This window comes from Streptomyces regalis (genome assembly GCF_001509475.1).
Classification (GTDB): domain Bacteria; phylum Actinomycetota; class Actinomycetes; order Streptomycetales; family Streptomycetaceae; genus Streptomyces; species Streptomyces regalis.
The window spans coordinates 1-25,535 of record NZ_LLZG01000408.1 but is presented as its reverse complement, the minus strand read 5'-3'; the positions used below and the strand labels follow the sequence as shown (position 1 = coordinate 25,535).

Here is a 25,535-nt window from a genome sequence, read left to right as displayed (position 1 = left end):
TGAACTCCTCATCCTTCTGGGAAACATGTCTCGCGGACACACCACACCGGCTCGCTACGTCTGCTCTTGCCTATCTCTACACCGCCGTTGCCCGCAGGCGCGCAGCGTCTTCGCGGTGACGGCGAGTCCGGCGAGGACGGCCGCCACGAGGGTGCCGATGACGGCGGTGGTGAGGGTGCCGGTGCTCAGGTGCAGGCTCACGTCGGACGAGGTGGCCTGGGAGAGACCGGAGGCCATGCCCGCCAGCGGGGGCAGGGTCACCAGGATGCCGAGGGCGGCGCCGATGACGATGACCAGGGACGTCTCGCCGACCGAGACCAGGAGCAGCTGGCCGACGGTGCCACCGGCGGACTTCATGACCCCGAAGTCGCGGCGTCGGCCGTGGGCGGCCATGGCCATGCTGTTGGCGACGGCGATCACGCTGTAGCCGACGGCGATGATGATCAGCATCATGGCGAGGCTGTCGGTGAGCTTGGCGTCGGTCTGGTAGTCGGCCAGGGCGTACTCGGCGGCGTCGTGCAGGGCGGTGCCGGGGACGGCGGCGGAGGCCTTGGCGTCGCCGGGGACGAAGATGTCGTCGGTGAGCGCGGCCGGGTCGTGGGCGCGGACCAGGTCGCGGGCGACCACGAAGGCACCGCGGGCCGGGTCGTCGGGCAGGACCGCGCCGACGCGCAGGGTGACGGCGGTGCCGTCGGCGAACCGGACCGGAACCTCCTGGCCCTTCGTCAGGCCCAGCTGCTTGGCGGTGCTCTCGCCGAGGACGGCCTCGCCCGGCTTGCTCCAGCGCGGGTCCCGGCTGCCCAGGACGTCCAGGACGGTGGCGCCGGCCGCGTTCTCGGCCTGCTCTGTGTGCTTGTCGGCCTTGGCGGCCGACGCGTCCTTCACCACGAACGCGCGGGTCGGCAGGGCGGCCTTGCCCACCGGGTTGGCGGCGACGACCTCGTCGGTGTTCCCGGGCGTGCCGTCCGGGGTGACGATCGTCTGGCCCGAGACCTTCAGGGCCTCGCCCGCCGGGTAGGCCACCCGCATGGTCTCCACCATGCCGCTGAGCAGCACCGCGAAACCGACGGCGGCGATCACGGGGGCGACCAGAGAGGCGGCACGGCGCGGGTTGGCGACCAATTCCGCCCGGATCAGGACCGGGCCCGCGGAGCCGCCGCGCTGGAACGGGGCGGTCAGGAACCGGCTGACGGGAGCGATGAACACGGGGGCGAGCAGAGCGGCCGCGACGATCAGGGTCATGGTGGCGAAGATCGCCATGTTGATGCGGTTGTCGGCGCTGGAGGTGGCGGTGCCGAGGGCGAGGAGCACACCGGCACCGAGGATGGCGAGGCCGGCGATCCAACGGCCGTGCCCCATGCCCTTGTTGGCGGAGCGGCTGTCCAGGAGAGCCTCGATGGGGGCGACCTGGGCGGCCTTGCGGCCGGCGGTCCAGGCACCGATCACACTGACACCGACACCGATCACGGAGGCCGTGAGCAACGGCCAGGCGGCGACGGTGACCTCCATGCCCGGCGGGGCCACCTCCAGGCCGTCGAGGACGGAGCGCAGCAGCGGGGCGGCGGCCACGCCGGCCACACAGCCGGCGATCGAGCCGAGCAGGCCGACCACGGCGGCCTCGCCGATGATCACGCGCTTGACCTGCTGAGGGGAGGCGCCGATGCTGCGCAGCAGGCCGATCTCGCGGCGCCGCATCCCGGTCGCCAGGACCAGCATGGAGGCCACCACGAACACCGTGGTGAACAGGCCGAGGATGGCCATGGCACTGATGAGCTGGACGCCCAGGAAGCGCTTGTGCTCGATGTGCTGCGGCTGCAGCTCGGACCGGCCGTCGCCGGAGACCACGTCGCCCCGGTCGCCGAGCATCTTCTTCGCGGCGCTGACGATCGCGCCGGTGTCGGCTCCCTTGTCGGCGACCAGCGCGATGGCGCCGACACCGGGCTCCTGCCGCGTGGCGAACGCCTCGCTGAAGTAGTAGCCGGGGCCGTCCACGGTGCCGACGACGGTGAACTGCTTGCGGCCCTCGGTGATGTTGACGGTCAGTTCGCTGCCCACGGCCGCGCCCAGGGCGCGGTCCACCACGACCTCGTCCGCGGTGCTCGGGGCGCGGCCGGAGACCAGCTTGTAGGGCGTCATCTGCGCGCTGCCCCAGCCGTGCCCGGACACCAGGGCGCCCTCGTCGGTGACGGGCTTGCCGTCCTTGATGGCCTGGGCGTAGAAGGAGCGGTCCACCACGGCGTCGGCCACGCCCGGGACCTTGTCGAGTCCGGCAAGCAGCGGCTCGGCCTCGGCCTTGCTCCACGGCATCCGGTCCTCGGGGCTGCCGTCGGCGTCGACGGCCTGCTGGGGCAGGGCCAGGGCGGCGGTGCCGGCGTAACGGGGCTGGACCTTGGGCCGGGCGGAGTCGTAGATGACCAGTGTGGTCGTGATCAGGGCGGCGCCGACGAGGACGGCGACGAAGGCTCCGAGGAAGCCGGACCAGCGTTCGCGTACGTTCGCGAGGATCAGCATCACGCCTCCAGCCGGGCCATGTGGGTGGCGATTGCGGCGGCGCTGTTGCCGCCGGAGTGACGGTCGAGCTGGATGCGGTCGGCGATCCGCCCGTCCTTGAGGAAGACCACGACGTCGGCCATGGACGCCGCCACCGGGTCGTGGGTGACCATCAGGGTGGTCTGGCCCTCCCGGTCGACCAGCATCCGCATCATCCGGAGCACCTCCTGGGAGGTGACGGTGTCCAGGGCACCGGTCGGCTCGTCCGCGAAGAGGACGTCGGGGCGGGTGACAAGGGCCCGGGCGAGGGCGACGCGCTGCTGCTGACCGCCGGAGAGCTCACTGGGGCGGTGCCCGGCGCGCTCGGCGAGACCGACCGCGGCGAGCGCGTTCGCGACCTGCTCCGGGCTGACCTTGCGGCCGGCGAACCGGGACGGCAGCTCGACGTTCTGCGCCGCCGTCAGGGACTCCACCAGGTTGAAGGCCTGGAAGACGAACCCGATGTGGTCACGGCGGAGCTGGGTGCGCTCCTTCTCGTTCTGCTGACCGATGTCCACGCCGGCGAGGACGATCCTGCCGTCGGTCGGCTGCTCAAGCCCGGCCGCGCACTGCAGCAGGGTCGACTTCCCGGAGCCGGAAGGGCCCATGATGGCGGTGAAGGTTCCGCGCGGGAATCCGATGGAGACCCCGTCCAGCGCGGTCACCTGGCGCCCGCCGGCGCCGTGGACCTTGCGCACACCGTGAAGTTCGACCGTGTCCTGCACCGCGGTTTGCCTCGTTGTCGTCACGCATCGATTCCACTGCACGGCGGGTGGGCGGAGCACTGGTCCACCCTCTACTCCTGGGGTAGAGGCAGCTCTACCCCAAATCCCCTTCCCCGCAGTTACGTTGATCGCATGCAACCCACAACGGCCTGGCAGGCCATGGCCCAGCGTCCGCTGAGCTTCCTGACCTCGAGCTGGCCCTGGCGGTCGCTGGCCTATCTGAGCGGGGGCGTCGTGGTCGGCGCCGCGGCTGTGCTGGTCTTCGCCCTGGGCCTGGCCGCGGGGCTCGCCCTGCTGGTCGTACTGATCGGCGTCGCGCCTCTGGTCGGCATGGTGCTGGTCTCCACGCTGGTGGCCAGGGTGGAGCGCCGCCGACTGCGCCTGGTGGACCTGGACCACCTGCCCGATCCGCACCGGGCCCCGGACGGCCCCGGTCTGCGCGCCTGGATGGCCACCCGGCTCAAGGAACAGGTGACATGGCGGGAGTTGATGTTCACGCTGCTGTCGGCGGCGGCGCTGTGGTGGATGGACCTGATGGTCCTCGGGTTCTCCTTCGGGATCCCCGCCACCACCATCGCCACGACCGACCGCGACACCTGGCCGTGGACGGTGTTCGGGGCGATCGTGCTGCTCGCCTCGCCGTACACGGTGACGTCATGGGCGGGGGCGCGGGCCGCCATGGCCCGCACCTTCCTCGCGCCGCGCGACAAGGAGCTCGGGGAGGAGCTGCGTGAGGTACGTGCCTCGCAGTCGCGGCTGCTCGACGCCTTCGACGCCGAGCGGGTGCGCATCGAGCGCGACCTGCACGACGGGGCGCAGCAGCGGCTCGTCTCGCTCGGGATGACGCTCGGGCTGATGCGCCTGGAGGTCCCGGAGGACTCCGCGCAGGCCGACCTGCTGACCCAGGCCGAGGCCCAACTGTCCACCGCCCACCAGGAGTTGAGGGCACTGATCCGGGGCCTCAACCCGCCCGTGCTCGCCGACCACGGGCTGGTCGCGGCGATCGAGGACTACGCCGGCCGGTTCCCGATCCCGGTGACGGTCGATCTGCGCCTGCCCGAGCGGCTGCCCAGGAAACTCGAGACGACGATGTACTACCTGATCAACGAGGCCATGACGAATATCGCCAAGCACAGCGGAGCCGGCAGCGCCCAGGTACGCGGGCGCTACCATTCCGATCTGTTGATCCTCGACATCACGGACGACGGTCACGGTGGGGTCGATCCCGAAGCGGGCAGCGGCGTGACCGGGCTCGCGGACCGGGTCATGGCGCTCGACGGCCGGATGCGTGTGTCGAGCCCGGTCGGTGGTCCCACCCTGCTGCATGTGGAGGTTCCATGTCGCTTCGCCTGATCGTGGCCGAGGACGCCGTCCTGTTGCGCGAAGGACTGGTCGGGCTGTTGCAGCGGGTCGGCCACGAGGTGGTGGCGGCCGTCGGGGACGCCGACGCGCTGGTGGCGGCGGTACGCGCCGACCGGCCGGACCTGATCGTCACCGACGTACGGATGCCGCCGTCGCTCAGCGACGACGGGCTGCGCTCGGCGGTGACGCTGCGCGAGGAGTTCCCCGGCCTGCCCGTGCTCGTCCTCAGCCAGTACGTCGAGCGCTCCTACGCGCTGCGCCTGCTCGACTCGGGCGGCGGGGCCGGGGTGGGTTACCTGCTCAAGGAAAGGGTGAGTGCGGTCGTGGACTTCGTGTCCGCGATCGAGCGGGTGGCCGCCGGCGGCACCGTGGTGGACCCCGAGGTGATCACCCAGCTGGTGCGGCTGCGCCAGGACCCGCTGGAGCGGCTGAGCGCGCGGGAACGCGAGGTGCTCGCGCTGATTGCGGAGGGCCGCACCAACGCCAGCCTCGCCAAGCATCTGTTCATCAGCGAGGCGGCCGTGAACAAGCACATCGGCAACATCTTCAACAAGCTGGACCTGCCGGTGGACACCGAGGGCCATCGCCGGGTCCTCGCCGTCCTCGCCTTCCTGCGGGCATGACGGTGCGGCCCCGTCCGTCCCGGTGGCGGGGGAGGACGGGGCCGCGGTCGCCGCGCGGGACGGGTCAGTCGGACATGGCGACCAGGATCCGGCGGGTGCCCTCGAAGGGGTGGCGGCCGTGCCCGGTGAGCACGTTGTCGATCACCAGCACGTCGCCGAACCGCCAGTCCACGTCCACGGCCAGCTCCAGGCCCCGGTCGCGGATCTGGGTGATGTACTCGTCCGGTATGGGCGTGCCGTCGGCGAACGTGACGTACTGCGGGAACTCCTCGGGCGCGAGGATGTCGTACAGCTCCTTGGAGGTCTCGTCGCCGAGGCCGGCCGGGTGCCACTGATCGGCCTGGTTGAACCAGACCTCGGCGCCCGTCACCGGGTGCGTGGTGGTGGCCCGGCGGTGCTGCACCACGCGGATGCCGTCCGGGCCCCACTCCCACTCGGCTTCGGAGGCCGCCAGGAACCGCTCCACCTCGGCGCGGTCGTCGGTCTCGAAGGTGTCCTGCCAGCTCTTGCCGAGTCCGTAGCCGTCGTGCAGGTTCTGCACGTAGCGGATCCCGCCGGCGAAGGCCTCGCGGACCTCGACCGGCTGTGGATGCCGTAAGAAAAAGAAGTACACGGTCTACGTGTACTACCGCACCACCCCGGCGCCCGACGGAAAGCCTCTGGGCGTGACCACTGCCTCCATCAACCGGACCGGGTGACCTTCCGAGGGAGAAAGTCTCAGCAGATGAACGAACCGGACTCGCCCGATGTACTCATCCGCGCGGCCGCCGAGAGCATCTCGGGCCGGCTCGCAGGAGAGGAAGGTCCCGTAAGAGCACTGCGGTCGGTCGTCCACATGATCGACAATGACGAGGCCGAACTGGCCGTGGACGACCTCGCGCGAGTGATCGAGTACTACCGCATCCGCATCTCGCGAACGGAGTACGACCAGATCGCCGCAGCGGCCGCACAGCTCGATGCGCTGGACTCACTCACCGAAGTGAGAGTCGATCGCTTCATCGGCGACTGAGACGCCCGGCTATCCCAATGATCCGGGCACACCTTGGATGACGGCGGCCTTCCAGACCATGGTCTGGAAGGCCGCCGTCATCTGTGCGGAGAGCATCGAACCAGCCTGTGCCGTGTCCGTCAGAAAGGATCCGTACGGACTCACCCAGCCCGCCCGGTCGTGCCCCCTGAGCGGTGGACGCAGCCGCGGCCGCCGCCCTGATCACGCCCGCTGCACTCTCCAGCAATCGCCAGGTACTCAGTCGCCGCGGGCAACATCTCTGCCGGCCCCGATCCGTTCAGCATTCTGTGACCCGTATGGCCGCAGTGACCCTCGCCCACGCGGCGGAAACGCGCACCAATGGGCCGGCCGTTTCTAGCCGCTGTGGGTGTGGTTACCTACGGCGCACTGCCCACCTGACCTCCTGACGCGACGTCCTGGCTTCTTGTTGGGCGACGGTCACGCCGTCGTGCAGCTCATGGCAGCGCATGGACGCCCCTCCGCTGCCAACCAGCGTGTAGATCTTGGATAGGGTGTGGAGGACTCCGGCTCGGAGCTCAACCGCGCCGCCACAGAAGACGCCGAGTGCTGCAGTCATACCCCATGGTGTGTCACCGCTCTGAAAACCTTCCGCCGGTGCACCAATGCGGCCGTGGGCCGCGTTCCGAATGGGGTGGGAATGGCCAGTCACCGGCTGTCCAAGAGGAACCGGCACATCGCGTGGGTCTCAACGGGCGTCGTCGTAGTCGCGGGCGCCGGGATCGCTGCGCAGACCTCCATGGCCGCCACGACCTGGCCGCCGCAGAAGACGTACACGGGCCGGGCGTTCGACACCTGCACGGCGCCCTCCCTCGCCGCGATGAAGGCCTGGAACAACGGCTTCTACGGCGCCGCCGCCGTCTACATCGGCGGCAAGAACCGTGGCTGCGCCCAGCCCAACCTCACCCCGTCCTGGGTGAAGTCGGTCAATGCCGCCGGCTGGAAGATCATCCCGCTCTACGTCGGCGCCCAGCCGCCCTGCCAGACCAGCAAGAACCCGGAGAAATTCACCGCCACCACGGCAGCCTCTCTCGGGGCGAGCAACGCCAAGGACGCGATCGCCAAGGCGTCCGCACTCGGCATGAAGCCCGGCAGCCCCATCTACCTCGACATGGAGCCGTACGACATCACGAACAAAGCGTGCAACGACGCCGCCCTGACGTACGTGCGCTCCTTCACCAAGACCCTGCGAGCCAACACCTACCGCGCCGGGTACTACGGCTTCAGCAGCTCCAGCGCCAAAGCCGTCGCCACCGCCACCAACCGGACCGACCTCCCGGGGAACCTGTGGTACGCGCTGTGGAACAAGCAGAACACCACAACCGCCGACTGGCCCTGGGATCCCAAGCTGTACACCAACCACAGCCGTGCACACCAGTACATGGTCAACAGCAAGGAGACCCGCGGCGGCCACACCATCACCGTCGACCGCAACGCCTGGGACGCCCCGGTGGCCATCATCGGATAAGGGCCGCATCTCCCGCGGAACGGTCCAGCCCTGACCCTGGGTAACCGCCCAACTTGCCCACCGGACCGAGATTGCGCACCGCCGCCCGACGCCGCCAGGGTGCACGAAGCCCGGACGTCTACCAGGGCATCCTCACCGGCCGTCCGGAGCTCCGGCCCGCGGTGTGAGCCTGCTCGCCCCCACCGCCGCGCCCGTTCGCCCCCGGCCTCAACTACCGCAGCCGCGCACACAGATTCCCGCACCCGCCAGCCAGGCCACAGCGACCGCGTACGGAGTCTCCCGCAGCAGCACCGACACCCCGCACAGAGCCGCGACGACGATGCACAGACGCTGCACGCGCACGTCGGCTGGCTGTTCCGCAACGACCGCACACCCGCCGACCGTTACGCCCCCGACCTGCTCGCCGACCGCGACATCCGCGCCGTCTCCCGCGCCTTCCCGGCGCTGTGCGTCCTCACGCTCGTCCTGCCGTTCGCGGTGGGCTGGGCCATCGGCGGTACGTGGCTGTACGGCGTAACCGCCCTGCTGTGGGCGGGACTTGTGCGCATCGCGCTGCTCCACCATGTCACCTGGAGCGTGAACTCCCTCTGTCACATGATCGGTGAGCGCCCGTTCCGCACCCGGCGCCACGACCGGGCCACCAACCTGTGGCCGCTGGCCCTGCTGTCGTTCGGCGAGAGCTGGCACAACCTCCACCACGCCGACCCCACCAGCGCCCGCCACGGCGTCGACCGCGGCCAGCTCGACCCCTCCGCCGCCGTCATCCGCCTCCTCGAACGCCTCGGCTGGGTGCACGACGTGCGCTGGCCCACACCGGACCGCGTGGCCGCCCGCCGCGCCTGACACCGGTCACTCACCTCCTCCGCCGCACGGCAGTTGACAGGAGCTTTCATGACCACCGCGCTGCAACCCCCGCCTCCCTCCCATCCCCTTCTCCGCCTGCGCCTGGCTCCCCACGGGGGCATGCCCCAGCCCATCGACGGGGGGTGGTGGCCCCGCTCGTACGATCTGCTCGCCGAACTCCCCCGGCTGCTCGCCGGGTTGCCACGCGCGTGGGGCCACATCACCAGCGTCACCGTCAACGGGGCGGCGTGGCCCGCGGTGCCCGGCCGGATGCTCGTCTTCAACCAGGTCGTACGACTGCGCAGGACCGTGGCGGCATCCGCCCCGCACACGATCGTCCTGCTCGCCCCCGGCCGGGGGCGCTGGGACCTGCTGGTCGTCGCTCCGGATACGACCGAGGAGGCCGCGGAACCGCTCATGGCGGCCGCGGCAAGTGGTCACGTCTGATCCGGCCCACCACGGACTGCCCGGCGAATGATCAGGCCACCGACGGCCAGAGCGGCGACGACGACCGGCACATCCCCACCACCAGTCGGCCGGGCCGGCCGGTGGTGGCCTCGTACGACGAGGAAGTTTCGCCGGCCTGTTCCGCCGTCAGGAGGGCGGTCGCGGTCATCGGCGGGCCGGTGTTCGCGCTCGCGGCGGCCATCAGCCGGGCGGCGGAGGGGGCGCTGGTCTCCGGAGGTATCACCAGGAGGTCCCAGCGGCCCGCCGTATAGGACAGCAGCAGGATTCTTTGAGGATCCTGCTCCGACGTGAACCAACCGACCTTCACCACATGGCCGTTGACGAAGATCTTGCGCGGGAGGATCGGCCAGTGGCGGGGGTTGACGGCGATATGGGTGATCCGTCCCGACAGCGGATCCAGTACGTCCGCCAAGGCGGAGAGTTCGGGTGTCAGGTCACGTGAACGGGGCCACCAGGCGCCGTCCGGTTCGGCATGCCCTGGTGAAGGACTCACGGGTTTCAGCGCGAGTCGTGCGGTCGGGGCCCTGAAGGGCACGGCCCGTAGCGGGGGATGGTCGGTGGTCGCGGACATCGCGCGAACCCGTCTCCGGACCTCTGTGCGTGGACAGTTGGCCGGCGTCGTTGCTCACCGGGAACGAAACCGGCATCGGAGCCGGTGTGCGAAATGCTCCCGATGAATTCACGCTACTCCTCGGAGAGGCCGAACGGACCGCTCCTGGACGTCGGCTCACTTCCGTCGGCGGTCGTCCTCCCAGGAGCGGCTGGTCTCACCGCCGCTGGTTGCCGTGCTCGCGGGTGTGGAAGAGGTCGCAGAGGCCCCCGTTAGCAAGAACGTGCCGAAGCCGGCTAAGTGTCCGGCGAAACCCGGCGCCATCCCGGTGAACAGGCCAACCGCTGCCATCCCCATCGCGCGCTCCTTGCTCGCCTTGGCTCCGCCAAGCGACTACTCGAGCCGCCGCTCTGGTTGTTCCTCGTCCTCGTCGAACACATGCACATCGCCGACCGCGATGTTGACCTCGACAACTTCCAGACCGGTCATCCGCTCGATGGCAGCGATCACGTTCTCTCTGACGTCGCCCGCGACCTCGATGATGGAGACGCCGTACTCGACGACGATCTCCAGGTAGACCGCGGTCTGTACCTCGCCGACCTCGACCTTCACCCCGCTGGTGACGGACTTCCCGCCGGCACCGGGCATACGTTCACGCATCGCCCCCACGCCACGGGCGAACCCACCGCCCATCGAATGGACGCCCGGCACATCGCGGGCCGCCATCCCGGCGATCTTCGCCACCACACCGTCGGCGATTGTCGCAGGGCCGCGCGACCCCGGATCGCTTCTGTGCGGCACCCCCGCACTCTTCCCGCCGCGGTTCGCCTCGGTCACCACTTTCCGGCGCAACAGGCGGCCTGTCGTGCCCCTTCCTTTCACGCTGACGGCGAGTGCCCGACCTCGCTCAGGCAAATGGCATGTGAGCGATGTCGGGCATTGCGCCAGGAGGCAGCGGTGGTGACCCACGCAGAAGGGCAGGTCGGCCGGCCGGTCGGACCGCCCTACCGGACGCGGGACCTGCGGCTGCGCCCGTCCGTGATCTGAGGAGGACAAGATCGGCGATGAGCACCATCACCCCGATGATCAGCAGGTGGAGCGTGTCCCTGCCGAGCGCCCCGACGACGCCGGTGACGCAACGGCCCCGGCGTATACACACCGGGGCCGCCCTTCCGGGTCATTGCACGTGAGAGTGCGCCGACCCACTCACCAGGGTAGGCCCGAGACGCCCATTTCAGTCATATGGGAGGACATGGCCGTCATGTGACCGGCCGGAGCCCTGAGGGTGGCCTCGGCCATGTCAGTCACCGTCCTTCTCCTCGGACTCCATGAGCTGGATCCCCTTGTGCAGCAGTGTGACCATCGCGGGTGTGTTTCCTCGCGCCCAGTCGACCTGGATCAGTCCCTCGGCCGCCAGGTATGTGCAGGCGGCGGCCAGGTCCTCCTCGGGCATGGCGACGTGCTCGCGCAGCTGCGCCCCGGTGAGGCCGAGGAGGCGATTGCCTTCCATGGCCTCGTACAGGCTTTTCATGATCGCCTCGCGGTAGTGCCGCCGCTGGTGCAGTGTCGCCATGGTCGCCTGCCTCTCGTGCCGGCATCGACGAAAACCGTAGGTCTGGGGCGGTATCCACCTTCCCCCGCTGAGGGACATCTCCTCAGATTTCGTCCGGCTGTGTGTGATCGTCTGGGGAGGACTGGCTGGTCAGCAGCCAGGAGCGCACCGGCTCCGCCATGCGGGTGGTGTCCACGGTGAGGTGGAGGCGTGTTCCGCCGTCGGCGCCTGCGGGGTAGCTGCGCGCTTCGGTGGCGGTGAAACAACGGCGGAGAATCTCCGCGACATGGCGAGCCGCCTCCGGGTCCGCGGCGACGATACGAACCTCCGCGTGCCCGGCCGACGGCAGTTCCGGTGCCTTCATGGTGACCCCTTGCTCATTCAGGACGGCGTTCATCAGGGGCGGCGTGTCGGTGGGCGCGACGGCCGTCGCCCCATACCCGCCCCCGGCTGGAAGCGGTCTGCGTCATCAGCGGCTCCCGTCTCGACGCTCACGGCGGGTGGCGTCGGCAGGAGGACCCTTCGGCGCGGTCGCACGTGGGCCCTTACGGTTCCGCCGACCGATTCCCGGAAGGGCGTCGCTGTAGCGGAACGCCCCGATCCTTTCGTCATGCTGCGCATTGAGCCGGTGGATCAGGAACATTCCCACGATGATGACGAAGATGATCACGGCGACGGTGACGGCTGTCTCCACATCCTCACCTCCCCAGGGCGGAACTCAAGATCCCGATCGAGGCTCCGGCCGCCGAAGCGGCTCCGCCGTCGGTCTCCCACTCCTCTTCCCGGCTCCGAGCCTCCGCCGCGTCGTGGCTCATGGCCTCGTCGGCCATCAGCCCGCTGGCCGTGCGGATACCTCCCGGAACGGTTGCTGCTGCCATCAGCCGGGCGGCGGCGGCCGGCTCCGTCTCCGGAGGGATCACCAGCAGGTCCAGGCGGCCCACCGTGTAGGAGAGGAGGATCACTTTGTTCGGGTCCTGCTCGTCGGCGAACCAGCCGACATGCACGGTGTGCCCCGTGACGGGGACCTTACGCGGGATGACGGGCCAGTGGGCCGGGTTCACGGTGACGTGGGTGATCCGGCCCCAGCACGCGTCCAGCGCGTCCGTCAGAGTGGGGATCTCCCGGAGGAGATCACGGGAACGGGGCCACCAGGCACCGTCCAGGAGACCTGGACCCGAGCCCGTCGGGGCCAGGGACAGCCGGGCCGACGCCGAAGGTAGGCGCTCCTTGATGATCGTAGGTTCGATGGTCGCGGTCATGACACGGACCCGTCCCCGAGCCTCCTGCTGGAGGCCGGTGTTGTTGCTCGCCGGGAACAACACCGACGTGGCGGCCGGTGTGCAAAGTACTCCCGGTGCTTTCACTCTACGCCGCTCCGAGGTGCGGGACGTGCTCGTGAGCAGGCATTTTACCGAGACACAACGAGTCCGGCACCGCCGGCGAGCGCAGCCGGTGCGGCGGCGTACGACTTACGGTGAGAGGACAACTGATAGGGCGAGATCCCGCGTTCGGCGGCGACGCCGAATCCCGCAGACAGGTGGACACACCATGGCCGAATCCGACATTCCTAGCGCGCCCGGGCTCCTGTCGACGCGATCCATCGGGCCGCGAAACCCGGGGCAGTTCTTCTGCGGCTGGAGATGACACCCTCCCGGGAAGGCGATCTCGACGGCGCGTGGTGGCCGCGTTCCCGCGACATCGGCGCGGAGTCGCCCAAGCTCATCCACGTGCTGACCGGGCACCTCGGCCCCGTCACGCGCGTCGGCCTGGACGCCACCGCATGGGGTGGCCGCACAGCAAATCAGGCCCGGTGCTGATCTCTCAGCACCGGGCCTGACCTGGTGTTCACGCACCGGCCACCGCCTCCACGCCTTCTTCGCCACTCTCTACTACGCCGGTCTGCGGCCGGAGGAGGCCGTAGCCCTCCGCGTCATCGCCGCCACATTGCCCGCCGAGGGCTGGGGCGAGCTGCTCGTCCACATCGCCGAGCCCGAGGTCGGCAGCCAGTGGACCGACGACGGCCGCGTCCATGAGACCCGCGACCTCAAGGGCCGCGCCGAGGGCGACACCCGCCCCGTCCCCGCCCCCCGGCACTCGTCGCTGTCCTCCGCGACCTGATCAAGAGGGACGGCCTCCAGCCGGGCGACCTTTTCTTCCCCGGCGAGAAGGGCGGGTTGCTGGCCGGATCGGTCTTCCGCCGCGCCTGGGACAAGGCCCGCAAGGCGGTCCTGCCGGAGTACGAGTACGAGTACGAGTCACCTGTGGGCAAGCGCGTTTACGACTTGCGCCACACCTGCCTGACCACCTGGCTCAACAACGGCATCCCACCCGCCCAGGCCGCCGAGTGGGCCGGCCACAGCGTCCCTGTCCTGCTCGCCACCTACGCCCGCTGCATCACGGGCCAGCTCGCCGAGCTCCAGCAGCGCATCGAAGGCCCCCAGCGACTGCCCGCCGGGCCGTCCCCGAGCATGCCGGTGCCCAAGCCTGGATCCACGTTCGCACCGCGTCGCCGGGCCTGACCCAGACCCAGGGGACGCGGGCACCTCCGTCTCCGGCACCGGCGTTCAGTCGGCGATGTCGACTCCGTATCCGCGTGCGAGGGTGTCGAGGCCGTGGTCGTAGCCCTGGCCGACGGCGCGTAGGCGCCAGACCGGGCCTCTGCGGTAGATCTCCGCGAGCAGCATGGTGCGTTCGGTGGTTGCGGCGTCCAGGGTTGCCCGGGCGAGAGGTGCCCCGCTGCTGCCGGGGGCGGCGCCGATCTGGATCGCACCGACCGTCCCGAAGGTGGCGGCGCCGTCGATGGCCGCGGCCACGACGACCTTGCGCGTCGCGGGCGGCAGGGATGCCAGCTTGAGGGCGATGGTCTGTTCGGCTGGGCCGCCGGTCAGCCCGCACCGTTCCGGCGGGGCTCTCAGGAGTTCCGTAGAAGATGAAGTCCTCGTCGAAGGTGACCTGTTCGTCCTCGTCGAGGAGGAAGGCGACGACGTCGATCTCGTAGCCGGACTGCGGGGCCCAGCCGGCGGTGACATACCACTCCTGCGCGGGTCTGCCGTGCGGCATGGGCAGGTCGATGACGCCGCCTCTCGGCATCACGTGCGGCTCCTGAGGCCGGAGCGCCGCCTCGGCCGGGGCGGTGGCGGTCGGAGCGGTGAGCCAGTGGAGGTCGTGGACGGGGAGTCCGAGGGCGGTGATGCGGCTCATGCGCCGGTCGCCCTTCCCTCCCTCCAGGAGTACGACGTCGGTGACGCTGGCGGACAGGTTGACCGCCGCGGATCCGCCCAGTTCGACGACGCGGGTACGAGCCGCCGCGGCATCGGCATGGATGCCACCGAGCACCAGCACGCGATGCCCGGCCAGAGGCTTGCCCAAGGGAACGATGGTGGGCTCCGGTCGGCGCGGAGCGGGTACCGACGCACCGGGGGCGGCCGTGGGGAGGGCTGCGGCTCCCGGGACGGGTACGGCAGAGGTTGTGGCGGGCGGTGCGGCGGAGGTTGTGGCGGGCGCCAACTCCGCGGGTCCGACGACTGGTTCTGCTTCCGGCTCAGTCGCGGGGGTGACAGCTACGGCTGTCGTCTCATGTGCTGTCCCCGGCCGTACGTCGGCCAACAGCCGCAGGAAGGCGTGCTCGTCGATAACCGGCACGCCTTCGGTGAGTGCGCGTCGGGCCTTTGCCGAACCGGACGCCGGTTCATTGGTGACCAACACGCTGGTGTGCCGGCTGACGGAAGTCATCATGTTCAGCCCGGCGGCGACGGCCCGCCCGACCAGTTCCGCCCGGGCATGGGCGGTCTCACCGGTGATCGCGACCTTCATCCCCTGCTGGAGAGGCCCGCCGGGAGTCAGCCGTCCCGGATTGCGGTAGGCGCAGGGAGTCTTCGGTGGCTTCGGCGTGAACTGCGACTCCGCCCGGGGCGGGCAGGTCACCAGCGGCAGGGGCAGATCGAGCCGCGCTGCCTCGCGCAGTGACGCCCGCAGGATCCCGGCCAGCACTCGGGTGTCGTCCAGCGCATCGTGCGCACGCTGCTGGGGGACGCCGTAATGGGCGGCGAGGGTGCCGAGCTTCATGTCGTCCGTCGGCGGATCCACCTGGCGATTCAGCGCCAGGGTGCACAGCCGCTGCGACACCGGCAGCCACATCCGCGCACGGGCGAACTCGTAGGCCAGGAAGTCGTAGTCGAACTGGGCGTTGTGGGCGACCAGGACCCGGTCCTGAAGCATCGCCCCGATCCGCCCGGCGACCTGGTCGAACGCCGGCGCACCCCGCAGCCGCTCGACGGTCAGCCCGTGCACCTCCACCGGCCCCGGATCACACCCTGGATTGAGCAGCGTCGAGAATTCCCCGGTCTGCTCACCGTCCGGACCGATCGTGATCACCGCGACCGACAGCACGCGATCTCGCCGGGCCATGAGGCCCGACGTCTCCACATCAACCAAGGCCCAGTCGTGGGCGTAGTCGCCCATCGCGGGCACATCGAAGGAGGTGGAGACGAGACTCATGGCGGCAAGGATGATCTGATATCCAGCCCTCCTTCAACCCGTATGCCGATTTGCCATTGTTTGGGGCACTGCAACGAGGCGGTCCTACGACGTCGCCCGCTGGACCGGCGGGTGTCGTCACTCTGCTTCGAACGTCTCGCTTGCAGAAACGCCGGAGAGCCATCGCGCGGCCCAGGCTTCGGCACTGTCTCGCCTCTTGGCGTGCGCGATTGCCTGAGACTCGCCTTCGAGGAGCGCACTGAGGCTGTCCATCAGACCGGTGCCCGCCAGGAAGTGGGCGAGTGGTGCTACCCGATGTAGCCGCCCCTGGTGTGACGGGACCGCCAGGGGCGAGTGAATTGCGCACCGATCGCAGACTATTGCGTGAATCAGCTGGCTGTCCGAACACGCCTCCTGGGCAAGGGTGCGCATGAGCTGTCGTGCCTGTGCCACCTGTCCTTGGGTCCCGGGCGCAGGCAGGCCGGCCATCGCGGAACGGAAGGCTTCCAGATGGATGTCCAGACCTTGCCGGTATCCGGGTCCCAGACGATTGACCCCGAAGTCGAAGTCGGCCGTGGCGGCTTGCCAGTAGAACCAGTGCCGCTTCTCGAGGGAGGGGCCTCTGCCGGCTCGAAGGTCCACGATGGGTCGACTGCTACATCCCCGAAGAACATGTGCTTCAGCGTCCCTGCCGTCTGCGGCGAACGCCTGGGACTCCGAGCCTCGGCCGGGCGGGATGTCGCGGACGGTCGGAGCGCCCCGCCTTGCGCGGCCGAGTGCGATGCTTGTGGCTGACCGCGGACCGCGGTGTGGGTGAGCGGTTCGACGGCAGGAGACCGCACTGAAACTTCGGGAAGTTTTCGGGAAGAACACCCGCCGAGGGCCGGACGCAATCGTCCCCAGCCGGACACTCGCCGACTCCGTCCGAGGGCCCACCTGCACCCGCGAAGCTGCTCCACCGAGCCCGATAAACGGCCTCTGACCAGCAAAAACGCCCTCCCGAAGGAGGGCGGAGAGAGGGCGCCCCCGGCAGGACTCGAACCTGCGGCCAAGCGCTTAGAAGGCAACGTGACTAGCCAAGACTCTAACCTGCGGAAACGTGCCCTGACTACTCCTCCGCGCCTATGTAGGCACCTTGCGTAGGACTCCCTAGTGAAGGTGCTTCACTCCCCGCCCTGGTGTGGGGGCCGCCACTCGGCCCCATCCTCCGTAGCCCTGGCTGTGGGCGGTTAGCCCACACCCTTGGCTCACCTGCACGAAGCCACAGATGGCTGTCTCCTGGCCTATCTCGGACGCTCTGGTGTGACGGCCTGGGCATGGGGTGTGAGGCTGCCAGACGGGCACACAGGGGCGTACAGCTAGGTCAAGGGCTGAGCGGGGGGTGAGTGGCAGGCAGGCTGGGTGAATGGCTAGGCAATAGCAACGTGTGGATATGAATACCGACTGCCTCTTACTAGGTAATGCAGCACAAGCCAGGCCAGCCGAGAGAAAGCCAGCCCACAGCATTCCTCCCCGCTTTTCTCGACGGACAGAAGCCAGCAGCACCAGGCTAGGCACAGGGGTGAACATGTCCGGATATCCGACCCCAGGGTTATTAAACCGTGCCGTGTGTGGGTGTGTGAGACCCAAGAAAAATCTGCCATAAAACTTGACGTCAAGGGGACTGTCATACCTGCCCAGCTACACCCTTGCCCCTGCTCCTGAAGCCCTTGACCTTATAGTCCGAGGCAAGCTGGACCATAAAATACTCAGGGTAAAGCCACTGTGTCGCTGCGTATCCTCGTGTTTCTCTGCGCTACGCCCCACTTTCCCCCGCTACACAGAGAAGGGGGCCCCAGCGTTGGGGCCCCTATCCGTGGTTCTACTGCCCTACAGGAACACCCCTGCCCCACAGTTCCTCTGCATGCTCAGAGAATCGGGAGAACATCCCTGCATCCCCGATACGTCGCAGGTGAAGCAGGGGAGAGTCATGCCCGACCAGCCTGGCCAGGTGTGGTGTAACCAGGGCCTCACTATCGAAACGGAATACCGACAGGGAGACATGATTCACTGCGTCTGGCGGGGAAGAGAAGCGAGACTCTATGCCCTCCACTCCGTCGAGCTTAGCCAGGTTCTCCAGGGTGATCCTGATTCGAGTGGAAACGGTTAGGGCTACGTCCTCGATTGCTTCCCTCTGTGTGGTTACCTCGCCGTTGGGGTCGCCGAGTAGAAACCTTACTCGGCATCCCTCCTGCGCTTTCCTGCGAATGGTCCCGAGGAAGTCAGGCAGCTGAGTCCAGAGGAAATAGTTTGTGTAACCGGCGAAGAACAGTTCCTCTGTGGATTCCTCTGTCAGTTCTGCCCAAACATTGGAAGGGCAGGCGGAGCGATATGGGTAGCTGTGGACGATCTCCCTGTCCCCGCCGGTCTTGATCCTCTCCTTCACTACCTTGGGCCACAGCATCTCTTCGTCAACTCCCAGCGTATTGCAGGCGTCCACCCGATTACGGGCATGCGGGATTAGGTCGGGGTCACTGATCCACCGCTCTACCGTCTTGCCCGAGACACCCACCCTCAGAGCCAGTTGCCGGGGTGACATGCCAGCGGACTCCATAGCTGATCGTAGAGCAGTGTTCAAGGCTCCCCCTGCGGACGTTTGGGCGTTCTTCCACGGTACCGCCGAGACATCCCAACTGTCGTTGCACACGGGCCGATACGTCCTGAACGGGTGGCCACGATCGGGCCATGGCAGACAGCGACGCATCCCCACCCCTGGCAACGCTGAGGATCGGTGTGTACCGGGTGAACAGGGAGACCGGAGAGAAGACAGTCATCAAGCCTGAGCGAGTGATCGAGGCAGGGGAAGTGCTGATGACTTCCGAATACCCACCCTGTCAGTGCCACCTGTGCAGGAGTAAGAGGAGTAGATAAGCGACCACCGTGAGCAGTGACATAAGAAGGGGCCGGGGCATTCCCGGCCCTTTGTGTTGCAGCAGGTTGGATCTCTGGCATACTCCATCCACGCACAAGAAAACACGAGGGGTGGGGATGATGGGGTTATTTAGACGAGTTGATCGGACAGCCTATGCGCCGATTGATCGCCCTAAGATGCATCGCAGCCGAGTGCTTTTTCCGAAGTGGGCCGAAGGGACGAACCTTGGGCACGCAATGAGGATGGCTGATCGGGCGTACTCATTGCTGAATTCAACCCGTGAAGCAAATCAGGTAGCCATAGACGACACAGCTCCTCACGTCGAACTGCTACTCAGTAGACTCCTACAAGCTCCTGATCCAATTGGCATTGCTGCTGGCAAAGATGTTCTCTATGAGTCGTGTATGGGGTGGGCCTTTGGGCAGGTTGAATACGAGGAGTGGAAGTGCATCAAAGGTCTCACGCATCCGGTTGTACACAACGGCATGGTGATGTATTGCGGTTCCGGAAGTCAGGACGAATACAAGGGTAGTCTTGTGCTTGCGTTCGAGCTGGGATACTACGTGGCGCGTATGCGCATCGACGGGATAGAGGACTCGCCAGAGTTGGTGCTGAGCGAACTTTACTGAGTCAGGGGATGGGGCGGGGTACATTCCCCGCCCTTTCTCATGCGGACGAGAGGTCACTCTCTCGTCCTTTTGTGACACAGGTTCCCTGTAGTCACGCAGCCATGTCGAGTTCAGACTTCATCTTCTTGTACTGGGTGTAGACGTATGAGGGGCTGACACCAATCTCCTCAGCCAGGTCTGCCGCCTTCTTCCCCGCCAGGAATCCATCCTTAATGGCCTGCTGGTTCTTTGTGAGTGGAGCAGAGTCCTTCACTACGGTCTTCTTCTTGCTCACTGCCTTAGTGACCGTGAACTCCTGAACCTGGTCACTGAGGCTGAGTTCAATCTCGTGGAACTTCCTGCGATAGATGGGTGCCACTTCAGCAGAGCAGATCAGAATCACCGGAGCAATGGAGTGTACTGCCACACCAATCCAGTCTCCTGCCTGAATAGAAGTCCAGGTATTCAGGAACAGTGAAGCCAGCCCGGTAGTCCACCTGAATCCAGCAGGCCAGTTACCCGAGTGGACTCCATGCCTGCTCAGGATTGAATCAGCAGACAAAGACAGGATCAGCGCAGCGTCTACCAGTAGTGGGAGCAGCCAACCAGTCCACTGCCAATGACTGTGAGCTGAGACGAATGGAGCACCGGTCATCAGGCTGAACACGATGGACCCAGCTGCGATAGTCCACAGCATTCCATCCACGACTCTCCTGGTTCTCGTGATGGACTTGAGTTCACTGGTGGTCTCGGTCTGAATGGTGGTCTTGCTGAGTTCGGTCATCTTCATGGTGTGGTCTCCTAATCGGTTATGGATACCCCGAGCCGGCTGACCCTTTGAATAGGGCTGGACTGGGGTATGTCTAAAGAGAAGTCTCGGTGTGGTTGGTACTGCTGATGTGGTCTAGGTAATGGAGGCTCTTCGGCCCTGGAGGGCACGCCTCCCACAGTGGTGCCTAAAGAAGTGATGCAAGCACTAAGCGGGGGAAAGAATCCGGCGGGGGAAGCAGGGCAGGACGACAGTGGATAGCGCGTCCCCGTCAGGGGCGAAGAGCGCGGTTATCGGTAGACCTGAAACGCGAGGATGGGAACAGGTCTAACGCTGCCCTCACGATGCGTTCCGTGCTACACCCCTGGTCCCTGCGATTCCTCGTGCCAGTGCCCCAGCTTCCCCCGCTCCGGGCAGTCAGGAAGAGGCACCGCTAGACGCTCAGCCTCTTCACTCCCCCGCGAATGGGTTTGGTGGACCGATGCACACCGTTCACGTGCACGCAGCCGTAGCCCTAGCGTTAAGCGGCGATAGCGTGCCTGGCTGGTGATCCGTGGTGCTACGGGTTAGGGGATGACTCCTCCTCCGGTAGCCCGTCGTCGTCACCCCTGCCAGCAGAGCATTATTATTATGGTGGGGAGGGGGATACCTAAGGGGGAGGGGATAATAATAATAATGCTCTAACGCCCTCCCCCTGGGTGTCAGCTCTCCTGCTTCATGGTCGGCCGTCCACTGGCATCCCACGCCAACATGGCACCGAACCCCTGGCCACTCGACAAGGCAACCTTGTACGTGCCTTCACTGCCCTGGAACTTCTCAGTCATTGCCCTGGCAACAGCAGCCTTAGAGGGAGTCTTGGCCTGGCTCGCATAGAAGTCGACCACGAACTGAGCCTTATCCCTGTTGTCGTTCAGGGTGGCAGTCTCCCGGTTTCGCTTGTCTTCCTGTGCCGCCCTCTGTCGAGCCTTGTTCTCCTGTGAGGCCCTGGCGCTGCGCTCTTCTGCTTCGGTCTCGGTGTATCGCTCTGTGATGGTGTATCGGGCCCCTACGCCAGCCTTCAGGTGAATGTAGTGATGCTCTTCACTGGCGTTGTTCTCGATGAAGAGCTTCAGGTTTCCTCGGCGCTGCTTGGTCACCGATATGTGAGAGCGCACCTTCTGCTTGAAGAGGCTGGATCCCAGTGCGCTGCCACCGCCACCACCCTTCTCGGATTCGTGGGCAACGATGAATACCGCAATGCCTGCCTTGACGAGTAGCTCCAGCCCGTTGAAGTAGCGGGTCACTCGTTCGTTGTCGTTGAAGTCTCCGACCGACTGGGTGTAGGAGTCGATAACCACCAGGTTGAATGCGTTGGCAACCAGGGTCTTACGGAGAGACTTCCACTTCTGCTCGGCGTCCATTACCGGGAGGTCGAAGGTTCGGACGTTGGGAGTCATGCCGACCGGGACGGCTGTACGAATCCGCTTGCCGTACTCCTTGTGAGGCTTGTTGTCGGTACCGAGGATTGCAACCTTCCAATCTCGGTCGGCCATCTCGATCTCTCCGAACACCTTCTCTCCGGTCTGAGAGCAGGCGATGATGTGGGAGACCATCCAGCTCTTACCGATGACGCTCTTACCCACAAGGGCTGTGGTCTCGGCAGATGCAATGTCGGGGATGATGAAGTCCTCTTCTGTGTCAGCAGCCTGCATCATCTGATCCCAGCCCCAGCTCTCCCCACCCCAATCGGGAATGTCCTCGGCCTGGTACTCCTCGTATCCGTACTCGTTCACGTTCGTATCTCCATTCGGTGTGGTGATGGCTGGTGGTGTGGTTGGTGTCCATGACCTTCATCCATTCCGTGTAACGGCTTTAATGGGAGGTTGTGGGTTCTGGGTGAATGCTGTCTGAGCATCCATGGCAGGGGAGCCGTAGCCGTCACCGGCGTAGGCTCTCCCACCAAAGACAATCAGTCAGTAGACTCAAGCTCTCGGTTGATCTCCTCGATAAGCGCACGGAGGAAGCCGGGGTCATCCCCGAACTCTCCAACCACTTCATCCAATGCGGCAGAGGCGAGGTCTTGCAGGTCGATATACATCGCTGTTCTCCTTGTGTCGTTTATGGAATAGGTCAGCCGGCTCGGGGTTCCCATTTCAGTAGCTCAGGAATCTCTGTAGCTCGGCTATGTCTTCTCCGGTCAGGCTGTCCCAAGCCTCATCCACCAGGGTCTTCAGCAGCGGGAGAGCCTCACCACCAGCCTCAAGGTATTCAGTCCACAGCTCCGTGATCTGTTCACGCATCACCATTCACCTCCCTCAGCTTCTCCAGTGCGTAGCCCATGTTCCCCTGGCCGAGTGCGTCGAACTTCCCGACATCCCCTTCGGTCCAGCACCCGCGATCCATGGCCACGAGAAGGACCGAGACAAACAGCAGCGCAGTGCCTCTCACCCCAATCGTCCGGGCAGTCTCGATTCCCTGACCGATCTCTTCTCGCAATGCCTCATCACCGTCGTGGGCTATCCGTCCTTGCGGCGTTATCCATGCCTTCACCTCCAGCGCTTCGAACAGTCTCAGAATGCTCGGTATCAGCGTGTACTTCCTGCGTCGTGCCATTCGCTCCCCGCCCCTCAGTTCCCGTTCTCGCTGAACAGGATTCGCTTAGCCCGCTCCCACTGCTCAGCACTAATCAGCACTGCTGCTGTCCTCCCGTACCGTGTCAGCTCTACGACATTCCCTTGCTCGGCCTCTCGCACCAGGCTGCCGAGTACTGCCTTAGCTTCGGATGCTGCGATCTTCACTGCATGTCCTCTCGTATTCGTTGTGTGTGGGATGTACAGGGCCGGATCACTCCGGCCCGTGCTGCTCACCATTCGCTCAGTGCGTTGTCCCTGCCCTCGTTAATCAGGGCCTGGAGTTCCTTGGTCTCCTCGCTGGTAGCCGTGCCCCGGTTGTGCTTGTTGACTAGCCAGTCCTCTAGGTCACTGACTTCCGGGGTGATGCCCTGTTCGCTGGCCCACTGGAGAAGGGAGGGGTCCGGGTGGAATTCCTCCATGCGACCCTGAACCCTGAGGTGACCCCACTGGTTCTGAATGACAGCTTCGAGGGATTCACCGCCACGCATGACAGCCAGGATCTGAACGGGGATCTGATCGTTCGCCTTACCGCTCAGAGTCCTCAGCCGCTTCATGCTCGGGTCCGCTGTGAATCCCAGCTTCACGTTCCCGTTGTTCAGCCGAATCACGTACGTGTATCCGGGCGTGTGGGCCATCTCAGGGTTAGCTCCCTGGATAGCGGCAGCCAGCTTCCTGCTCTTCTCTCGGGCGTGCCAGAACAGGTCCCAGGAATGCTCAGAGCAAAGGGCCAGTGCGGGGCTACCGGGAACCTGTCCCAGCTCCACGGTCTTACCTTCAGCCGTGCAGTCATTGATTACGCAGGTGGTCATGTGATTACTCCTCGGTGGTGGTGTGGTGGGGGCCGATCACTCGGCCCCATAACCAGGGCTACAGAGTGTCTGTATGGCCGTGTGAGAGTCGTTCTCCGTAGCCCCGGTGTAATGGGTCGTGGTCGTGCTCGGAGGCTCTTAGACAAGCTCTCAGGCGGTCCGCTGGTAACACTCAGGCTTGGTGCCAGTCCAGTAGTACGGGTGGATGTTCACGTCTATGTAGAAGCCGAGAGTCACAGGCTTCCTGCACTCACCTCCCTTGGCGCAGTGCTTAGCGAACTCCTGGCTAGACGAGAACTCCTGTCGGCAGGCGCAGCACTTAAAGCCGGTGATCGTGCGGGTGTAGTGACGCTTCATGGTGGTGACCTCCAGTGGTCTCTAGTGATTGATTGGCGCGGCAGGACTAGAACGCCCTGCCTGGTTACGCGGGGAAGGATGCTGGTCTGCCTTTAGGTATGGGTGTGACCGGCAAGGGAATGTTGGTCTGGGCTGATGCCACAAAAAGGCCGGGCAGCCATGGAGTAATCACGCGGCCTGCCCTGCTGTATCAGTTCTACCGGCACTCTGTGACATCGGCCGGTACAAGCGACCTGCCCCAGAGTGTTGGTCTGCCCTGGCTCCAAAGCAAAGGCCCCCAGCTCTCAAGTCAGAGAACCAGGGGCCTGCGCCGTGCAACCACCGTGGAGACCAGCCACCGTGAGGGAGTCTGAGTAACTGCCCTCATATATTGAGTAGGGTGCATCTTGGGCACTTTGTCAGGCAGGATCTCATACCGTTACCAACCTGTGATCTAGCTGCACAGTCCCCGGAGGAGCACCCTCACTTACTGAGTGACCTGAATCTTGGGCACTTAGGCAAGCAAGATCATCGAACGTTACCAACCTGTCATCTAGCCAGCGGGGAGGGATGCCAGCACCACACCCCCACATCCCCCGCTAGAAGACTGGCCGGGGTCCCCGCGTCACGGGGTGGCCAGACATGAGAAAAGGCCCTGAGTAGTCCTCAGAGCCTCTCTCAGTACCTCAGACCTAGTACCGGTCACCCATCTTCCGTGCAGCCTTCAGAGCCCTGCTGGTGGCCATGTCTGCTGCGTACCTCCGGAGCATGGTCGGATCCTTCCAGCCCTGAATGGTCATCACGTCCTCACCGCTCATTCCGGCAGAGAGCATGTCGTCTGTTGCGGTGTGCCTGAACTGATGGGGGCTAACCGACTCGTAGCCAGCATCCTGGGCCCTTCTGTTCAGCATCCGGTAGAGACCCGAGTAAGTCAGCTTGCTCCTGTTCCTGGTGCCAAGCCACAGCCATTCCCCTCCACTCAGCTTGTGACTCTCCCTGGCCCTGATGTACCGAGTCAGAGCTACAACAGTCTTGGGCTGAAGGGGAATGATCCTGCCCTCTCCGCTGGCCCGAGCATCCTTCAGCGGAACCACCTGAGCCAACCCCTGTTCCAGGTCCAGTGAGTCGAGTCGGAGAGTCAGCAACTCCTCTGCCCTCACACCCTCTGTGAGTACCCGAATGATTGCGTGGTCCCGAACCTTCTCGAACTCCCTGACCCTGGGGTGTCCGTTGCCTGTCACCTTCAACAGGTCGGCGATGAACTCAGCCGAGAGAGTCTGTGGCTTGCCTGCCTTGGGTGGTGCGTACCGCTGGAGCTTCTTGTCACGGTAGGGATTGGCTACGTCGTGCTCCTCCTCCATCCACGTGAAGAACGGCCGGAGGTTCCTTTGAACGGTGTTGGTCCCGCCCTGGTTGTGGCTCTCGTAGTACGCCCTGAAGAACAGGTTCAGCGTGGCAGTGTCCACGCTGGTGAAGTCCTCTGCCATTCCCTCTCGACTCATCCACTGGTCCAGTGCACGCACAGCCTTCGTGTACGCCGTGACCGTCTTCTCTGTGTAGGGCCTGCCGTGCTTGTTGTTGCTGGCCCTGAGATGCGTGGCGTAGTCCTGAGCTGTGGCATGCCGGACGTCTGACGCATCCGGATCAGCGGGGACAGCTCGGAGTGTGGTGGTGCTCCCGCTGGTTCCCTGAGATGCCCTGAGAGGTGACTTTCTAGCCTGTGCCGACACGGTGACTCCTGCGTGTCCTGGGCTAGGCAAGGTGCAGTGGTTGCGTCCTGAGAAGTGGTGTACGGGTTCGACCTGATGTGGGGGTTTGCTCCGGCATCGGGATGGTGCCCGCATAGATGAACGGCCACCGGCTGATC

26 protein-coding genes and 3 pseudogenes are annotated in these 25,535 nt (G+C 65.8%); 10 read left to right on the top strand and 19 right to left on the bottom strand.

From position 1 onward, the window contains the following. Positions 1-54: 54 nt before the first annotated feature. Positions 55-2,511: an ABC transporter permease gene (locus ADL12_RS44820; RefSeq protein WP_062714386.1), complete on the bottom strand. Its 2,457-nt coding sequence runs from the start codon at positions 2,509-2,511 to the stop codon at positions 55-57. Beyond that, entirely contained in the window at positions 2,511-3,278 is a 768-nt protein-coding gene (locus ADL12_RS44815; protein WP_425265218.1) for an ABC transporter ATP-binding protein, read from the bottom strand. The genes ADL12_RS44820 and ADL12_RS44815 overlap by 1 nt, the downstream gene beginning before the upstream one ends. A 108-nt stretch (positions 3,279-3,386) precedes the next feature. Between ADL12_RS44815 and ADL12_RS44810 the strand changes: the two genes are divergently transcribed. Continuing rightward, a complete protein-coding gene (locus ADL12_RS44810) occupies positions 3,387-4,607 on the top strand; it encodes a sensor histidine kinase (RefSeq protein WP_062714382.1) in 1,221 nt (406 codons plus the stop codon). Beyond that, positions 4,592-5,239: a response regulator gene (locus tag ADL12_RS44805; protein WP_062714380.1), complete on the top strand. Its 648-nt coding sequence runs from the start codon at positions 4,592-4,594 to the stop codon at positions 5,237-5,239. The genes ADL12_RS44810 and ADL12_RS44805 overlap by 16 nt, the downstream gene beginning before the upstream one ends. A gap of 64 nt (positions 5,240-5,303) precedes the next feature. Here the strand turns inward: ADL12_RS44805 and ADL12_RS44800 are convergent, their stop codons facing one another. Next, positions 5,304-5,852, bottom strand: coding sequence for a TauD/TfdA family dioxygenase (locus ADL12_RS44800; RefSeq protein ID WP_244188276.1), 549 nt, complete (start codon positions 5,850-5,852; stop codon positions 5,304-5,306). 111 nt (positions 5,853-5,963) lie between these two features. Here ADL12_RS44800 and ADL12_RS44795 point away from each other — a divergent pair, with 111 nt between their 5' ends. The 4 genes and pseudogenes from ADL12_RS44795 to ADL12_RS44780 all read left to right on the top strand — a co-directional run bounded on the left by ADL12_RS44795 (position 5,964) and on the right by ADL12_RS44780 (position 9,024). After that, on the top strand, positions 5,964-6,248 hold the full coding sequence (locus ADL12_RS44795; protein WP_062714378.1) for a hypothetical protein: 285 nt from the start codon (positions 5,964-5,966) through the stop codon (positions 6,246-6,248). A gap of 658 nt (positions 6,249-6,906) precedes the next feature. Further along, positions 6,907-7,734 (top strand): glycoside hydrolase domain-containing protein, encoded by an 828-nt coding sequence (locus ADL12_RS44790; protein ID WP_062714375.1) that lies wholly within the window; start codon positions 6,907-6,909, stop codon positions 7,732-7,734. A 333-nt stretch (positions 7,735-8,067) separates the two neighbouring features. After that, positions 8,068-8,577: pseudogene (locus ADL12_RS44785) on the top strand (acyl-CoA desaturase); the annotation flags it as partial. A 48-nt stretch (positions 8,578-8,625) separates the two neighbouring features. After that, complete coding sequence (locus ADL12_RS44780; protein WP_062714373.1) at positions 8,626-9,024, top strand: DUF5994 family protein; 399 nt, start codon at positions 8,626-8,628, stop codon at positions 9,022-9,024. 31 nt (positions 9,025-9,055) lie between these two features. Here the strand turns inward: ADL12_RS44780 and ADL12_RS44775 are convergent, their stop codons facing one another. From ADL12_RS44775 to ADL12_RS44745, 6 genes are all read right to left on the bottom strand, one after another. Further along, positions 9,056-9,616 carry a DUF5994 family protein gene (locus ADL12_RS44775; protein WP_062714371.1) on the bottom strand — a complete coding sequence of 187 codons (561 nt, stop codon included), beginning with the start codon at positions 9,614-9,616 and terminating at the stop codon, positions 9,056-9,058. Between the two features lie 372 nt (positions 9,617-9,988). After that, positions 9,989-10,450 (bottom strand): Asp23/Gls24 family envelope stress response protein, encoded by a 462-nt coding sequence (locus ADL12_RS44765; RefSeq protein WP_425265220.1) that lies wholly within the window; start codon positions 10,448-10,450, stop codon positions 9,989-9,991. Positions 10,451-10,895: 445 nt separating this feature from the next. Next, positions 10,896-11,168, bottom strand: coding sequence for a hypothetical protein (locus ADL12_RS44760; protein WP_062714365.1), 273 nt, complete (start codon positions 11,166-11,168; stop codon positions 10,896-10,898). 82 nt (positions 11,169-11,250) lie between these two features. Then, positions 11,251-11,511: a hypothetical protein gene (locus ADL12_RS44755; RefSeq protein WP_062714419.1), complete on the bottom strand. Its 261-nt coding sequence runs from the start codon at positions 11,509-11,511 to the stop codon at positions 11,251-11,253. 105 nt (positions 11,512-11,616) lie between these two features. Continuing rightward, the gene (locus tag ADL12_RS44750; protein ID WP_062714363.1) at positions 11,617-11,841 is read right to left on the bottom strand and encodes a hypothetical protein; all 225 of its coding nucleotides are present in this window, start codon (positions 11,839-11,841) and stop codon (positions 11,617-11,619) included. Between the two features lie 4 nt (positions 11,842-11,845). After that, positions 11,846-12,406 (bottom strand): DUF5994 family protein, encoded by a 561-nt coding sequence (locus ADL12_RS44745; RefSeq protein WP_062714361.1) that lies wholly within the window; start codon positions 12,404-12,406, stop codon positions 11,846-11,848. A gap of 289 nt (positions 12,407-12,695) precedes the next feature. On the opposite strand from ADL12_RS44745, the pseudogene ADL12_RS52025 reads away from it, so the two are divergent. The 3 genes and pseudogenes from ADL12_RS52025 to ADL12_RS57435 all read left to right on the top strand — a co-directional run. Next, a pseudogene (locus ADL12_RS52025) lies at positions 12,696-12,931 on the top strand (DUF5994 family protein); the annotation flags it as partial. Between the two features lies 1 nt (position 12,932). Further along, positions 12,933-13,265: a hypothetical protein gene (locus ADL12_RS57440; RefSeq protein WP_244188275.1), complete on the top strand. Its 333-nt coding sequence runs from the start codon at positions 12,933-12,935 to the stop codon at positions 13,263-13,265. 56 nt (positions 13,266-13,321) lie between these two features. Next, positions 13,322-13,666, top strand: coding sequence for a site-specific integrase (locus ADL12_RS57435; RefSeq protein WP_244188274.1), 345 nt, complete (start codon positions 13,322-13,324; stop codon positions 13,664-13,666). Between the two features lie 45 nt (positions 13,667-13,711). Here the strand turns inward: ADL12_RS57435 and ADL12_RS44735 are convergent. Together ADL12_RS44735 and ADL12_RS52020 are read right to left on the bottom strand one after the other, a co-directional pair. Beyond that, positions 13,712-15,644 (bottom strand): annotated as a pseudogene (locus ADL12_RS44735) (TerD family protein). A gap of 1,840 nt (positions 15,645-17,484) precedes the next feature. Further along, on the bottom strand, positions 17,485-18,066 hold the full coding sequence (locus ADL12_RS52020; RefSeq protein ID WP_244188278.1) for an XRE family transcriptional regulator: 582 nt from the start codon (positions 18,064-18,066) through the stop codon (positions 17,485-17,487). 659 nt (positions 18,067-18,725) lie between these two features. On the opposite strand from ADL12_RS52020, the gene ADL12_RS54680 reads away from it, so the two are divergent. After that, positions 18,726-19,163, top strand: coding sequence for a hypothetical protein (locus ADL12_RS54680; RefSeq protein WP_159053487.1), 438 nt, complete (start codon positions 18,726-18,728; stop codon positions 19,161-19,163). Between the two features lie 91 nt (positions 19,164-19,254). Here the strand turns inward: ADL12_RS54680 and ADL12_RS54675 are convergent, their stop codons facing one another. The 8 genes from ADL12_RS54675 to ADL12_RS44700 form a co-directional block, all read right to left on the bottom strand. Beyond that, a complete protein-coding gene (locus ADL12_RS54675; protein ID WP_159053486.1) occupies positions 19,255-19,932 on the bottom strand; it encodes a hypothetical protein in 678 nt (225 codons plus the stop codon). A gap of 680 nt (positions 19,933-20,612) precedes the next feature. Further along, positions 20,613-21,683 carry an AAA family ATPase gene (locus ADL12_RS44720; protein WP_062714355.1) on the bottom strand — a complete coding sequence of 357 codons (1,071 nt, stop codon included), beginning with the start codon at positions 21,681-21,683 and terminating at the stop codon, positions 20,613-20,615. A gap of 176 nt (positions 21,684-21,859) precedes the next feature. Continuing rightward, positions 21,860-21,988 carry a hypothetical protein gene (locus ADL12_RS57935; RefSeq protein WP_279617200.1) on the bottom strand — a complete coding sequence of 43 codons (129 nt, stop codon included), beginning with the start codon at positions 21,986-21,988 and terminating at the stop codon, positions 21,860-21,862. 55 nt (positions 21,989-22,043) lie between these two features. After that, positions 22,044-22,190, bottom strand: a complete 147-nt coding sequence (locus ADL12_RS54670; protein WP_159053485.1) for a hypothetical protein — start codon at positions 22,188-22,190, stop codon at positions 22,044-22,046. Then, a complete protein-coding gene (locus tag ADL12_RS44715; protein WP_062714353.1) occupies positions 22,183-22,503 on the bottom strand; it encodes a hypothetical protein in 321 nt (106 codons plus the stop codon). Before ADL12_RS44715 ends, ADL12_RS54670 begins: the two co-directional genes overlap by 8 nt. 14 nt (positions 22,504-22,517) lie before the next feature. Further along, a complete protein-coding gene (locus ADL12_RS58780) occupies positions 22,518-22,760 on the bottom strand; it encodes a type II toxin-antitoxin system prevent-host-death family antitoxin (RefSeq protein ID WP_079052620.1) in 243 nt (80 codons plus the stop codon). Beyond that, positions 22,754-23,332 carry a hypothetical protein gene (locus tag ADL12_RS44710; RefSeq protein WP_159053483.1) on the bottom strand — a complete coding sequence of 193 codons (579 nt, stop codon included), beginning with the start codon at positions 23,330-23,332 and terminating at the stop codon, positions 22,754-22,756. Before ADL12_RS44710 ends, ADL12_RS58780 begins: the two co-directional genes overlap by 7 nt. A gap of 1,028 nt (positions 23,333-24,360) precedes the next feature. Next, a complete protein-coding gene (locus tag ADL12_RS44700; protein WP_062714347.1) occupies positions 24,361-25,398 on the bottom strand; it encodes a tyrosine-type recombinase/integrase in 1,038 nt (345 codons plus the stop codon). Positions 25,399-25,535: the final 137 nt, after the last annotated feature.